Genomic DNA, 14957 nt, shown 5'->3' on the forward strand with positions numbered 1-14957 from the left:
AAAAATTATTTAACTTTATAGTTATGTTTATAGGCAAAAATAGCAAGTGTAATTATCCCTCCTAGGCATTCGGTTTTATTGTATAATGAAAGTTGACAATCGGAGAAAAACCAATAAAAATTGGGGGTTACACTAAAATACAGCGGATTTCGAAGTTAGTGAAGATATGTTTTTTCAAGAATTATTATAACAGGGAGCTAGCCTAAGTGTTTGTTTTAACGGATTGCCGGAGATGCGGGTTGATCTTAAAATATGTTTTTAATATCTTGGTTTTAAGGACTATTTATTAAATTTTAATGCGGAAAACTTTATTATTTGGTACTATTTTTTTGTTCTTATGCAGTTTTTGGGTAAGGGCTCAAGACATACGATTGAATGAAATAATGTCTTCAAATGATGCGGCAGTCTTTGATGAAGATGGGGATGACGGCGACTGGATTGAATTGTTAAATATTGGAGAATCTCCCGTAGATCTGAAGGGCTTTATGTTAACAGATGACGAGTCCGATCCGGGAAAATGGAAATTCCCAGCTATTACTTTACCGGGAAAAAGCTCCTTGTTGGTATGGGCATCGGGTAAGGATAGAAAGATAGCCTCCAGTCCTCTTCACACCAATTTCAGTATCAAAGCGACAGGTGGCGAAACCCTTTTGATATACTCTTCCGAACAAAAGGAGCTAGATAGGCTGGAGATTCCGGCTATACCAACCAACAATTCCTATGGTAGGTTTCCCAATGGTACCGGAACATGGTATTTTATGGAATCCACCACTCCCGGAGAAGAAAACAAAGAAGCTGGACAAGTTGACCTTTTGGGAGCTCCTACTTTTTCCCATAAACCTGGGTGGTACAGAGAGCCAATATCCCTAGAGCTAAGCGCACCAGGTGAATCGGTAATGATCCTATATACACTCGATGGCTCAGTTCCTAACATTGAAAATGTTGAAGAGAAAGCCGCTGAGTTCCTGGTCAATTATTTTCACTTTGGAGAATGGGAGACAAGTGAGAATATTACCAGAAAAAACAAAACGTATATTTATAGTGAACAGATACCACTTTCGGACAAAACCGAGGAAGAGAATGACCTATCAGAGATAATCACCACTTATCAAACATCCTTTGGGTTGGGATGGAAGAGACCAAAAGAAAGAGTTTTTAAGGGGAATGTGGTACGCGCTGCAACCTACAACAATGGGAAAATGAGCCCGGTCACCACCGGCAGCTTTTTGATTGATAGGAGGCTTAACGAACGGTATAGCTTGCCTGTGGTGTCTTTGGCGGGTTCTGCTGAAGATCTATTTGGATATGAAAAGGGGATCTATGTGCAGGGGAAACCTTATTTTGATAATGGAGGAACTCCGCAGAACTACGTTTATTATGGTAATTTCTACCATAGTAGTGAAAATTGGGAGCGGCCAGTTCATGCTGAATTTTATCTGGAGAATGGAGAAAAAGTGATTTCTCAAAATTTCGGAACAAGAATTCACGGGGGAGGATCTGTAGAAAGAGCTGCTAAGGGACTTCGATTGTACGGCAGAGATATCTATGATACCAAAGATGAAATCAACTACCCTATTTTCCCGAATGCAATGGACGCCTTTGGAAAGATAAAAGATTCGTATAAACGGGTACTTTTAAGAGCAGGTGGGGATTACATGGATATTTATTCCGATGCAGTCAACCATCAAATCATGGAGCCCGCGCAGGTGGAACTGCAGCATAGTCTCCCGGCAGTACTATTAATCAATGGGGAATTTTGGGGATTGATAAACATCAGAGATAAGTATGATGACCATCACATCGCGCGGCAGTATAAGCTGGACAAGGACAATGTGATCATTCTGAATGCTCCGTGGGGGGAGGGAAGTGAAGAGCAAATCGATGAAGGAAGGCCAGAAGATATTAGGTATTACAGAGAGCTGTACCAGTTTGCAGTAAACAATGATCTCCAAGACGAACAAAACTTCCAATATCTTGAGGGAAAAATCGATATGTTGAGCTACATCGATTATCAGGCCATGTTGATATACCTAAACAATGTAGATTGGTATGGAAGCAAGCATTTTAGGTATTGGCGGGCCAGGGAAACGGGGGATGCTCCCTATCAGGATGGTAAGTGGCGATTTATGATTTGGGATTTTGATGTCGGTGCCCGGACAAGTTCTGTCCCGGTTTCCTTTGATTTTCTGAATAATTTTATTCATCCTGAAGGAGGTGGAGAATCTTATATAGCCGGGGATCCCCGCAAGACAGCCTTGTTAAGGAGCCTGCTCACCAATGAGAATTTCAAAAATCTTTTTATCAACCGGTTTGCAGATCATATCAATAGTACCTTCAAACCTAACCGGGTGGAAAATATCTTAAAGGAAAGATACAATCTTTTGGAGCCACATCTCGATGAGCATTATAGAAGATGGAATCATCAGGGTACTACTTTACAGCGCAAAGATGAAATGACGGACTTTTTTAGGAAGCGTCCATACTTCCAGAGGGAACATATTCGAAAGCATTTTAACATTGAGAGAGATGTTGAGTTGACTTTGATAGTTTATAATGACAATCAGGGCTACATAAAGTGCAATACACTGGATATCACGCCGGATACTCCCGGGGTGAATGAGATCGCTTATCCCTGGAAAGGCACCTACTTCAAGAATGTACCGATAACGCTTGAGGCTAAGGCAAAAGAGGGGCATATATTTGATCATTGGATGGTGGGAGGGAAAAAATATAGTGAAGATTCCATCATGTCTCTGACTATGGAGGAGAATACTAGAGTAGAGGCTGTATTCACATCCTTGAAAGCACCTGCTCAGCAATTGATACACTTTTGGTATTTTGGAGATGACAATGTTGAAAATGATGTTCCACTGATACAGCTAAATGCGACCTATAGCAGTAACAGGACCAATGCTCATTTATATTTTCAGGCAGCTATCTCCCCTTATCCGCCAGCTGCCGGAACGGCGGGAATTATGGACAGAGTAAATGATCCCACTCCGATCAATTATCGTGATAAAGGAAATGAGAAAAGAGCCTATTCAGCTGATCAAATGCGTGGTATTAGAACACGAAATCCGCTGTCCACCGGTGATAAAGAAGCATATTTGGTTTTTGATGTACCGACAGTAGGATATGAAAAAATAAGCATGTCCCTAGCGCTGTCGAGAACTGGAAATGGGCCAGGTAAAGTGTTAGTACAATACTCAGTAGACGGGGAAGAGTGGAGCGATGAAGGTCTTGAATTGAATGAAATACTGCTTGAGGAAACATTTTCCTTGGTTTCCATAGACTTCAGTCAGGTTAGGAATGCCGATGACAACCAGGATTTTAAAGTACGGTTTAAGTTTGACGGCCCAACGGTCTACGAAGATTCTGGGAATGCCAGATTTAACAACATCAGTATTGATGGTCACCCCTTAGCAGGTGGAATGTTCGATATTGATGAGGAGAATAAAGTTCAATACTTAGAAAAAGTGTTTCCCAATCCCACTGATAACAATTTAGTATTGCAGTTCAGGGATGGGGCGCAGAGTGAAATTTGGCAAATTGATATAATTAATACAAATGGGACAATTCTAAAGACTTTTGATAAACCACTCACCTATCAAGTTCAAGTTTTCACAGCGGATCTTCCCGCTGGAGTCTATATCGTCAGGGTAGTGAGTGCCAATGGTACGGAAGTCAAAAAGTTTATCAAGTTATAGTCATTATTTTCTATATAAAAACCTGTTAACATTTCCTTAAATACATGGATTATTTTAGCTTACAGACCTCAGCAGAATTTCCCCCATTTTTTTCGGTGCTTTATTCTGTGATGTTTGCATTTAGCCTTGCAGTATTGGTAGCCTTCACTTACTATCGAACTACTGAAATAGCTGGTTATAGCACCCCTTTCATCCAATCTCTCATTCTTAGCCCAATTGTAGCTATTATGGTGATCCAGGCGATAGGAGATAGTGTGGCGATAGGATTGGGTATGTTAGGAGCCTTGGCAATAATAAGGTTTAGGACAAATTTTAGAAATCCGAGAAATATAATTTTCCTGTTCGCATCATTGGCAATTGGGATTTCCTGTGGCGTATATGGATTTGAAATAGCGGTTGTGGGAACTTTGTTTTTTTGCCTGACAGCTTTTATTCTAAACACCACTTTCTTGGGAGAAAAGTATCCCCCAATTGGTGTATTGCGGGTTAATTATGAAGGTAAGGAGGATTTGAAGGTGTCTATAGAGGAAGAGCTTCGTAAGTGGTGCAAAACATACAATCTGCTAATGGTAAGAACCAATCATGCAAAGGAAGCTGGCCGGAATTACCAATACAATTATCAGATAAGAATGAGGAAGCAAGAAGAAGAGACTTTACTCTTTGCGGCACTTAAAGAGGTTAATCCACAATTTTCTATTCGCATGGAATACGATACTGTAAGTGAAACTTTTAATTGATTATGAAGAAGGCTAAATACATTGCGTTTTTTTGGTTGATTATAGTTGGGGCTTTAATTTATTTTAATTTCAACCTCCAAAGTTTTAATAAATCCTTTTATGGGATAGCGGAGAACAGTGATTTTGTGGTCAGTTACGGAGGATTAGTTGAGATTAGTAAAATCCATGTGGTGCCCGGGCAGAACGTACAACAAGGGGATACACTTATTGAAGTGGTCAGACCGGAACTGGATGAGCGAATAAGGGAGATCACGGACCAGTTGATCACGTTGAGAAGTCAAAAAACAGCTGCAGGATTTGATACCAAAGCATTGATTTCCCAACTAGAGGCAGAAATTAAGGCAAAGCGATCAGAGATAGAGTCCCAAATAAATCAAATTGAGATGCAGTATTCGATCAACAAGTCATTGACTAATGAGTTGAAAAGTATCCAATTTGAAGCGGATAGCAACTCAGCTATCAATCCTACCAAGATGCATATTGATGCATTAAAAAAAGATCTGGAACTCTTGATCAGCCCTTTACAGCTTCGGATCGAACAACTTAAGACTCAATCAGGCTCTCAAAAGAGCCCTTTTTCCACCCAAATAAGCAACTTGGAGAAGGAAATTGAAAAGCTGGAGACGGAAAAGAAGAAACTCATTGTCTACGCACAAGCCGATGGGGTGATTGGTACGATAGCTTTTAAAACGGGGGAGATTGTTTCTCCCTATACCCCAATTTTGGTATTGAACTCGCAGACTCCCGCATATATTACCGGGTTTATACATGAGGACAGTTATCAGAAGATTCAAATCAAGGATCGTGTACAGGTCCAATCATTGGCGGATAGATCAAAGAATCTTGAAGGGGAAGTAGTAGGAGTAGGATCCAGCATCACTGAATACCCGGAGCGGTTAAGGAAAAATATCGAAGTGAGACTCTGGGGAAGAGAAGTTCAGGTGCGAGTTCCCCGTCAAAACCAATTGCTTTTAGGAGAGAAAGTTATACTCAAAAAAATCTTTTAATATGTTATTGTTTTATATAATGATGCCATTTATTGGTTTATCTGCTCAGGATACAGCCAAAACTACCACTACTGCTGTTTTAGCTACGGCGATCGAGGATTCAAATTACAACTACCATGCTGACCAGATTGACTATATCGATGAAAATACCTATAGTCTTTCCTATATTGATCACTTAGAACTTAGGACAAGAACCCGCAATTTTGACTTGAATGAACAATCATATAGGCTTAGGGCTTATACTAACTTTCCTAAAGAGCGGAAGCTGAACAACAAGTATAAAGCTAGAAGTTTGGATGAAGGTAGGCTTCAAGGAAGGGAAAAGCTCAACAACGCCCTTGAATACCGCTACGAGCTAATTATTTCAATGATCAAAAATGAGGAAGTTCTACAGGGAAAGCTGAAGTTGAAAGAATTACTGGAAGATCGCATAACTATATTAAAAAAGATGGCCAATAACCTTGACTTTGATTATCAGGATCTCCTAGTCGCAGAGAATGACTATCACAAACTGCAAATTGACCTTGTAGATTTAGAAAACAACATGAAGCAATCTTCCAGGGAGGTGTCCGCATTACTTGGGGTAAAAGAAAAGGTACAGCTAGACAGGGAGGATATCATATCAGTGGAGGGAATTGCTCTATTTGTAAATTCCTTTGAGGAAGAGATTTCTGAAGACAATCTTTATTATGCGCAACAAACCTTGGACGTCGAACTTGCCGAATTAGAGTATGAACAAAAAAAGGCATCGGCGAAAACACCCCTTAAATTTCTTGAAGCTTCCTATCGGGATGATTTTAATGAGGGGTTCCGAAAAGATTTCAGTCTTGGCGTAGGGCTCAAAATACCAATTGGATCAGCGGTGAAAGGGAGTCTCAACGAACGTGTAATCAAAATCGCCAAAGAAAAGAATAATCTGGATGATATAAAATATGAATTGGAGGAGGATATTTCTGAAACATTAACCGTTCTTGAGGTGCTTTTTGCCAAGCACCGGCTACTGTCAGCGATCCTGGAGGAGAGCAATGAAGAAGAATCATTAAAAAAATACCAATCCATAGAAGGAATCTCCCCTTTGGTATTGCTTAAGGTCAAAGAAAACATGATCAAAAAAAGACAGATCTTACTGGATATGGAAAAACAGATTTTTTCTTCCTATTTGGAGTTTCTTGATTTAAATGGATTGCTTGTAAGAAGTCCTGTTGTCAACTATCTGAGCAGTAAAAATGACTTGGTTTTTTGAATACTCCCATCTGGAAAGTAGATGATAAACCTCCCTGGGTACTGTCTTCACTTACCTATGGACTGAGATATACTGAAAAACGCCCGTAATAGGTCAATGACTATAATTTTGAACAACCCAACTTTCATTCCAGGGGTTTTTCTACCAATAGTATTATCAAGGCATCCTGAAATTTGGTATGCATTCTCAATAAGATAGTTCTTGTCTTCTCTCAATTAACAGTCTGAGCATAAAAAAAAGGGGATTTAGCATTTCGTATTTTTCTTGGTGGGCTTAGGTTTCTTATTTTTGGTATGTATTCACAAAGAATACCTTACTCAAAAAATCCAGTTATGCAAAAGATATTAACAGGCTCGCAAGTAAAGGATCTTGATGCCAATCATGTAAAGATCACTGGCGAAAGTAGTTTAAAGCTAATGGAGTCAGCTGCTGAGAGCTTTGTTACCTGGTTTTTGGGCCAAGGATTTAGAAAGGATAAGAAAATCCTGATTGCGGTTGGAGCTGGGAACAATGGTGGAGATGGACTGGCTGTCGCAAGAATGCTTGTGGAGAGGCAATTCCAGGTTGCTATTCTCGACTGTTATGGATTGGTAGAAAAGTTTAGTCCAGATGCGTTGTTAAATTTTAATCTCCTACCTAAATCAGTTCAAGTTTTAAAGCTTGATGTCGATGTGTTTGAACAGGCATCGATTCTAATCGATGCTTATTTGGGAGTAGGGATTAAAGGTGAGCTGAGAGAAGAAGCGATTCAAAATATCCAAGTTCTCAATCAGTTTCATGGAGAAAAAATCAGTATGGATATACCTTCTGGTCTTGCTTCCGAAGGGGTTGGGGATAAGGATAATTGTTTCATGGCCAACTGGACAGTAACTTTTGAGTTTCCAAAGTTGGCATTGCTACTTCCTGATAATTCCCGGATAGTGGGTGAGTTGGTTAATACAAAAATAGGTGTTTCACCTAAGGCGTATCATCAATTGGATACTTTTTACTTTTTCTTAGAGGAAGCTAATATTCGTGGAATGCACCGCATATTCACTCGTTTTAGTTATAAAGGGGATATGGGAAAAGTGCTTCTCATAGGAGGGAGTCCCGGGAAAATGGGAGCACTTATTCTCTGTGCTAAAAGCGCCTTAAGAACAGGTTCTGGACTAGTGACTTGCCATATGGAGGACTCCGAGCGGTTTATAATCCAAACGGCTGTCCCGGAAGCAATGGCATCTTGGGGACTGATTCCTAATCCTGAGTTTTATGATGCTGTGGGTATAGGACCAGGTTGGGGGACAGAAAATCGACTCCGTTTATTTAGGCAGTTTTTACAGGATTTTAAGAAGCCAATAGTGGTTGATGCTGATGGGTTAAACCTATTGGCCAGTAACCCTGAGCTATTGTCTTTGCTGCCAAAGAACTCCGTGCTTACCCCCCACATAGGAGAATTCACAAGACTGGTGGGCTCTGCTGAGGACCACCTAGAAAGATTGAAGATGGCTAGGAAATTTGCGATTGAAAATGAAATTATTTTGGTCCTAAAGGGAGCAAATACGGTCATTAACCTGCCAGACGGAAGACAGATTTTTAATTCATCGGGAACTAAGTACATGGCGACTGGAGGATCTGGAGATGTCCTTACAGGTATGATCACTGCCTATTTGGGGATGGGATACTCTCCTGAAAATGCAGCCTTATGTGGAGTATACCATCATGGATTGGCAGGAGAGATTGCCTCAAAATCAAAAAGGAGAGCTATGATAGCCGGGGATATAATCGATGCCATACCCGAAACATATATTCAATTAAATATTTCCTGAATATTTGCTGATAGGTAAACTTTTTAAAAGCTCTTAAGGTTCTTCGCATATCCATTTTTATTATGAACAAAGAGAAATTACTGCTTTGGACCCTTGCGGCCATTAATTTCATACACATTGTTGACTTCATGATTTTGATGCCCTTAGGTCCTCAGCTTATGAGGATTTTTGATATTTCACCCCGCGAATTTGGTTTTTTGGTGTCTTGCTACACCTTCAGTGCGGGTATTTCCAGCTTTTTTGGTGCATTTGTACTGGATCGGTTTGACCGGAAGAAAATTCTGGTCTGGGTATATGTAGGGTTTGGGATTGCCACTCTCGGATGTGCGTTATCCCCAAACTATCCAGTTCTGTTATCCGCTAGAGTGATTTCAGGTGTTTTTGGCGGATTGACCTCGGCTTTGATTTTGGCCATTATCGGAGATGTAATCCCGGATTCCAGAAGAGGAAGAGCTATGGGATTGGTGATGGCGGCCTTTTCTGTTGCGTCAGTTTTGGGTGTTCCTCTGGGCTTATTTCTGGCAAGTCTGTCGGATTGGCACACCCCGTTTTTTATACTTACAGGTTTATCTGTCTTAAGCTTGGGGATGATCATCAAGTTTATACCGAATATCACTGAGCATCTCAAAAATGACGTCGAAAGACCGAATCCTCTGTTGGTAATCCGTAGGGTCACCAGTAACCCCAACCAGATGCGGGCCATTACACTTTCGGTAATGATGATGTTTGGCCAGTTTATGATAATCCCCTTTCTGAGTCCTTACACCGTGGCAAATGTGGGTTTTTCAGAACTTCAGCTCACCTACATCTACATGGCAGGGGGAGCCTTTACTATTTTTACCTCACCGTGGGTCGGAAAGCTTGCTGACAAGTACGGGAAACATAAAATCTTTATCATTTTCATGCTTCTCAACTTAATTCCAATAGCTATAATTACCCACCTAGGAGTGACTCCAATTCCTTTTGTGTTAATGGTTTCTACTCTGTTTTTTGTCACATCTAACGGGAGATATGTTCCAGCCGCAGCAATTGTCACCGGTACGGCAAAGCCGGAAAACAGAGGTAGTTTCTTAAGTTTTAACTCAGCTGTGCAGCAGCTGGCCACAGGAGCTGCATCTTTACTTGCTGGAATAATTATCGGTGAAAATGCTGCTGGAGAATTGACAAATTACAATGTGGTAGGATATATTGCTATCGCGTGCAGCATCATTTGCATTCCGCTAGCCAAAAGAATAAGGGTTGTGAGTTGAAAAAAAAGCCCGACATTTCTATCAGGCTTTAAGGAGTTAAAATTCTGCGTTTCCAGGAGTTCGTGGGAAGGCTATTACATCCCTGATGTTTCCCATTCCGGTAACGAAGAGCACCATCCGCTCAAAACCAAGCCCGAAGCCTGCGTGAGGCGTAGCTCCAAATCTTCTTGTGTCCAGGTACCACCACATTTCGTCTTGCGGTATATTCATTTCCACCATTCGCTTGGTAAGTACATCCATACGCTCTTCACGCTGTGATCCACCTACTATTTCACCGATTCCTGGGAAAAGGATATCCATCGCAGCAACAGTCTTTCCATCATCATTTTGGCGCATATAGAATGACTTGATGTCTTTCGGATAGTCTGTAAGGATCACCGGTTTTTTGAAGTGTTTCTCCACCAAAAACCGCTCGTGCTCTGATTGCAGATCAGCTCCCCATGCATCAATCAGATAAGAAAATTTCTTTTTCTTGTTAGGATTGGAGTTTCTAAGAATTTCAATTGCCTCTGTATAAGTGATTCGCACGAAATCATTATCTACGACAAACCTCAGCTTATCCATCAAGGATAGTTCACTTCTCTGGTCAGTAGGTTTGGATTTTTCTTCATCCTGAAGTCTCGAATCTAGAAAAGCCAAATCTTCAGCACAATTGTCAAGCGCATATCCGATCACATATTTCAGGAAATCCTCCGCCAAGTCAGCATTGTCTTCCGCATCGTAGAAAGCCATCTCAGGCTCGATCATCCAGAATTCTGCAAGGTGGCGGGTGGTATTGGAATTCTCCGCACGGAAAGTTGGTCCAAACGTATAGATGTCAGCCAGTGCCATTGCTGCCAATTCACCCTCCAATTGACCCGAAACCGTTAGGTTTGTTTCTCTTTCAAAGAAATCTTGCTTGTAGTCAATGCTACCTTCATCCGTTTTAGGAGGATTTTTCAGATCTAGGGTGGTTACTTTGAAAGTTTCTCCAGCTCCCTCTGCGTCTGAAGCGGTGATAATAGGGGTCTGGATATAGAAAAAACCTTTGTCGTTGAAGTATTTATGAACTGCAAAAGCCAAGGCATGCCTAACTCTAAAGACAGCCCCGAACGTATTGGTACGCATTCTCAGGTGGGCATTTTCCCGCAGGAATTCCATGGAATGTTTTTTCGGCTGAAGTGGATATTTTTCTGGATCAGCTTCCCCTAGAACTTCTATGGCCGTGGCATTTAACTCTGAGCTCTGTCCCGCACCTTGGGATTCAACTACATTTCCTGTTATTTTCAGGCATGCGCCTGTGGTGCACTTTTTCAGGGTTTCATCCGAAATCAGATTGGGATCTGCCACCACTTGGTAGTTGGTAATAATGGATCCGTCATTGAGCGCAATGAAAGAAACATTCTTGTTTCCTCTTTTTGTTCGAACCCAACCCATGAGCGTCACTTCTGTTCCAATAGGATTTGTATCCAGGATGGTCTTGATTTTGACCCGTTTGTTAAATGCCATTTGGTGATTTGTTAATGCGGTACCTTTGGCCGCTAATAATTTAAAGGAATGCAAAAAAACGATTAAATAAGCTTTTTATCAAAAAATTGCTCGTTTTTCATAACTTTGGCATAAGGGCTTTTTCTGGTGAAAAGGCCTTTTTTGAACCCAAACAGCAGGTTTTACCCAATACCGAATGCAAAAGCTAAATCTTAGCCAATCACTATCGCAGAAACTTTCCCCTCAGCAAATTCAATTTATCAAATTGCTGCAGGTTCCGACAGCGGAATTAGACACTCGAATCGAAGAGGAACTCGAGATAAATCCCGCGCTGGAAGAAGGCAAAACGGAAGAAAAAGAAAGTGCAGATGACGACTTTGAAGATAATTACGAAGAAGAGTCAACGCAGGATGATCGTGATGTAAACATCGATGATTACCTGGATGATGAATATGGAGGTTACAAAATGCAAGGCGATGGCAACTATAATGCTGATGAAGAGGACCGTGAAATCCCTATTTCAAGCCAATCTTCCTTACATGAGCAGTTAGTTTCCCAGTTGAGTTTTCTCAGGCTTGATGAGAGAAAAAAGATAATAGGGGAACAGCTTATTGGAAGCATTGAGAATGATGGTTACATCCGCAGGGACCTTGAAGCTATCATTAATGATTTGGCCTTCAGCCAAAATATTGAAACCGATATAGATGAACTCGAAGAGATCCTGAGAAAGATACAGAGTTTTGATCCGGCAGGAATAGCTTCAAGAAATCTCCAGGAGTGTCTTATTATCCAGCTTGAGCGTAAAGAGCATCCCGATGACCCTACTGTCCAGAATGCACTCAAAATCATGCAGGATTGTTTTGATGAGTTTACCAAAAAGCATTACTCGAAGATTCAGAAGCGCTGTGATCTTACAGATGAAGAGACCAAAGAGGCTGTCAATCTGATAACCAAGCTCAACCCGAAACCGGGAGGAGTGGCAGATGGTCTGGTTAGGACGCAATACATCATCCCGGATTTCACACTTACAAATATTGCCGGGAAATTTGAAATCAGTCTAAATTCCAAGAATGCGCCTGAACTAAGAATCTCCAGATCTTACTCTGAGATGTTTGATGCATACGACAAGAGTGACAAAAAAGATAAGAAGCTTAAGGAAACAGTCACTTTTGTAAAGCAAAAGTTGGATGCCGCTAAGTGGTTTATTGATGCGATAAAGCAGCGGCAGAACACACTTTTGAGAACTATGGAAGCTATCCTCCAGTATCAGAAGGAGTTCTTCATAGATGGGGACGAGACTAATCTTCGCCCGATGATATTGAAAGATATTGCAGAAAGGATCGATATGGATATTTCCACCGTATCCAGAGTAGCCAACAGTAAGGCGATTCAGACAGAGTTTGGCGTGTACCCATTGAAATATTTTTTCTCTGAAGGTATTGCTACCGATAGTGGAGAGGATGTGAGTAATCGGGAAGTGAAATATATTCTACAAGGTATGGTGGATGCTGAGGATAAAAAGAAACCACTCTCAGACGATAAGCTTGTCAAAATGCTAAACAGCAAAGGGTACAACATCGCTAGAAGAACTGTGGCGAAATACCGTGAACAACTGCAAATTCCAGTTGCCAGACTAAGAAAAGAATTATAGTGCGAAGAGGGTTTTCTTTAGTCGTTTCAGTTGTTCTGCAACCCTTGGTTGTTCCGAGTTTAGTCTTTGGCTTGGCTTTATTCATAGTGCCCGAGGCAACCAGCATTCCGGAATCCTTGAAAAGCAGACTATTTTATCTTATAGCTTTATCCACCTTGGTGATCCCGATGATCACCATTTTCGGACTGAAGTTAAGTGGGACGCTGAAAAGCATCCATATGGCCGAATTGAAAGATAGAGGAGTTCCCTTTACAGTAACCAGCATTTATTATATTCTTACTGTATATCTATTATATCAGCAGTCACAGTTAGACCCAATATTATGGCAAGTACTGGGCATAATTACTTTATCGATCGTAGTGCTGACGATCATTACTTTTTTTTGGAAAATGTCAGCACATATGACAGGTATGGGTGGATTGATTGCTGCAGTGGTAGTGCTTGGTCTTAAATTCACTACGTTTCAACCACTTTATCCTCTGCTGATATCAGTGATGTTGGCAGGGCTTGTCGCCAGTGTGAGGTTGTATTTAGAAGCTCACAAACCTCTTGAGATTTATGTAGGATTGCTGTTTGGATTTGTCCTCTGCTTTGTAGGATTCAGCTGGATTTGGGCATAAAAAAACCGGGCGGCTACCCGGTTCAAATTTCTTCAAAGAAGTTTCTTTAAAAAACGTTTACAGCAATACCAAAATTGATCTGAGTGGCCTCAGAACTGTTTGGTCCCATTCCTTTTTGGAAGACCTGATTCAAACCAAAATAGCTCCATGCATAGAATCCAGGAGAGCCGGCTTTGATAGATAAGCCATATCTAAATTTCTCGAAGCCGTAATTCTGGGAGTCTTTGATTTTTCTTTTGAGACCATCTGTATCCTCATACTTTATTTTGGTATGTGATTCATATAAGTACCCGACTTTACCACCGACACTTATTTTGAATCCCTGAGAATAGTTCGTTTTGTTGAAGTGGTAGGTGAAATCCAGCGGAATATCAAAATAATTGGCAGCCACCACGTTCTTTTTGATATTTATATCATCACCCAAAACCTCCGTAATGTCTTTCAACATGCTGGATTCTGGGCCTATTGCCGGATTGTTATACAATGTCTGGTCATCCTTGAATGCATACTTATCCGTTCCAACACCTATACCTATATCCATGGTAAACCCTGATGCATCTCCAAAAATGGAAACAGGATATTGATAGTAAACGTTGAATGTACGGGAGGCAAAGAAATTAATGCTCATATCCTCTGACCTGTTGTTGAGTTGATTAAAGCCAAATTCAAACTTCAAATCACTTGGTATATTGGGTCTTCCTCCGATAGGAGTCTTTGACTTTTTTACGATTTGCAGACTGTCCTGAGCGAAAGCTCCTTGAATCAAAGCAAAGGCTAGTAGGAAGGTGTATAGTTTTTTCATCAAATTGGTTTACTTAGAATGCATTCAATGCGGGCAAAAATAGGAAATCCTGAAGGATTTACGCCTTTATTGATCTTAATTATTCTTAAGGATAAACGTGATGCTGTAAAGAAAATTATAAATTTCTTGTCGGTTACTACTTGGATAAAATCTAATTTTAGATACCTTTGCATTCCAATTCGGCTTCGTAGCTCAACTGAATAGAGCACCTGATTACGGCTCAGGAGGTTTCAGGTTTGAATCCTGACGAGGTCACTAAAAAAAGCTTCATAGATTCCTGTGGAGCTTTTTGCTTTTAGCTATGGTTTTCTTTTGGCTCTGTTTTCTTTAAGAAATATTTTTTCCTCATTTTAGGCAAATCATCCAATTTCCCTTGCCTTAAAATGAAAAAACATCTTCCCCTTTTGTTCCTGTTGTTTTCCGGCTGTAGCCTTTTTGAGGATACCAAACTAGTGGATATTCAGGAAATGGATGGCCCGTGCACTATACTTCTTACAGATGGCACTCCTGTGGTGAGCGAAGGGAATATTGAAATCAGCAAACGGACTGGGGCGATTACTTATCGGGATGAAGAGGGGAAGATCTGGTCGCTTTTCCGGGATGATTATACCAGTTACAGCTGTGAATAACTCTTTAGGACTTCTATTGAACTAGGACAAAAAAAAGAG

11 protein-coding genes and 1 tRNA gene are annotated in these 14957 nt (G+C 40.8%); 10 read left to right on the forward strand and 2 right to left on the reverse strand.

Annotated features, from left to right (window positions below; genetic code table 11):
* Window positions 1–296 precede the first annotated feature (296 nt).
* The 6 genes from AS141_RS21915 (at window position 297) to AS141_RS21940 (ending at window position 9749) form a co-directional block, all read left to right on the forward strand.
* Window positions 297–3707 carry a CotH kinase family protein gene (locus tag AS141_RS21915; protein WP_082632386.1) on the forward strand — a complete coding sequence of 1137 codons (3411 nt, stop codon included), beginning with the start codon at window positions 297–299 and terminating at the stop codon, window positions 3705–3707.
* A gap of 44 nt (window positions 3708–3751) precedes the next feature.
* Window positions 3752–4444 carry a DUF4956 domain-containing protein gene (locus AS141_RS21920; RefSeq protein ID WP_057939856.1) on the forward strand — a complete coding sequence of 231 codons (693 nt, stop codon included), beginning with the start codon at window positions 3752–3754 and terminating at the stop codon, window positions 4442–4444.
* A gap of 2 nt (window positions 4445–4446) precedes the next feature.
* Complete coding sequence (locus AS141_RS21925; protein ID WP_057939857.1) at window positions 4447–5451, forward strand: HlyD family secretion protein; 1005 nt, start codon at window positions 4447–4449, stop codon at window positions 5449–5451.
* A gap of 1 nt (window position 5452) precedes the next feature.
* Window positions 5453–6694, forward strand: a complete 1242-nt coding sequence (locus AS141_RS21930; RefSeq protein ID WP_057939858.1) for a TolC family protein — start codon at window positions 5453–5455, stop codon at window positions 6692–6694.
* Between the two features lie 332 nt (window positions 6695–7026).
* The gene (locus AS141_RS21935; protein ID WP_082632390.1) at window positions 7027–8499 is read left to right on the forward strand and encodes an NAD(P)H-hydrate dehydratase; all 1473 of its coding nucleotides are present in this window, start codon (window positions 7027–7029) and stop codon (window positions 8497–8499) included.
* A gap of 62 nt (window positions 8500–8561) precedes the next feature.
* Window positions 8562–9749 (forward strand): MFS transporter, encoded by a 1188-nt coding sequence (locus AS141_RS21940; RefSeq protein ID WP_057939860.1) that lies wholly within the window; start codon window positions 8562–8564, stop codon window positions 9747–9749.
* A 36-nt stretch (window positions 9750–9785) separates the two neighbouring features.
* Here the strand turns inward: AS141_RS21940 and asnS are convergent, their stop codons facing one another.
* Window positions 9786–11237: an asparagine--tRNA ligase gene (asnS, locus tag AS141_RS21945; protein WP_057939861.1), complete on the reverse strand. Its 1452-nt coding sequence runs from the start codon at window positions 11235–11237 to the stop codon at window positions 9786–9788.
* Between the two features lie 175 nt (window positions 11238–11412).
* Between asnS and rpoN the strand changes: the two genes are divergently transcribed.
* Both rpoN and AS141_RS21955 read left to right on the forward strand, forming a co-directional pair.
* Window positions 11413–12867 carry an RNA polymerase factor sigma-54 gene (gene rpoN, locus AS141_RS21950; protein WP_057939862.1) on the forward strand — a complete coding sequence of 485 codons (1455 nt, stop codon included), beginning with the start codon at window positions 11413–11415 and terminating at the stop codon, window positions 12865–12867.
* Between the two features lie 116 nt (window positions 12868–12983).
* Complete coding sequence (locus tag AS141_RS21955; RefSeq protein ID WP_232424987.1) at window positions 12984–13487, forward strand: PA-phosphatase; 504 nt, start codon at window positions 12984–12986, stop codon at window positions 13485–13487.
* Between the two features lie 46 nt (window positions 13488–13533).
* Here the strand turns inward: AS141_RS21955 and AS141_RS21960 are convergent, their stop codons facing one another.
* A complete protein-coding gene (locus AS141_RS21960; RefSeq protein ID WP_057939864.1) occupies window positions 13534–14289 on the reverse strand; it encodes a porin family protein in 756 nt (251 codons plus the stop codon).
* A 181-nt stretch (window positions 14290–14470) separates the two neighbouring features.
* Between AS141_RS21960 and AS141_RS21965 the strand changes: the two genes are divergently transcribed.
* Window positions 14471–14544, forward strand: a tRNA-Arg gene (locus tag AS141_RS21965).
* Between the two features lie 128 nt (window positions 14545–14672).
* Window positions 14673–14918 (forward strand): DUF903 domain-containing protein, encoded by a 246-nt coding sequence (locus AS141_RS21970; protein WP_057939865.1) that lies wholly within the window; start codon window positions 14673–14675, stop codon window positions 14916–14918.
* Window positions 14919–14957: the final 39 nt, after the last annotated feature.

Origin of the sequence: Algoriphagus resistens, assembly GCF_001442615.1 — a bacterium.
In the GTDB taxonomy this organism is placed as follows: domain Bacteria; phylum Bacteroidota; class Bacteroidia; order Cytophagales; family Cyclobacteriaceae; genus Algoriphagus; species Algoriphagus resistens.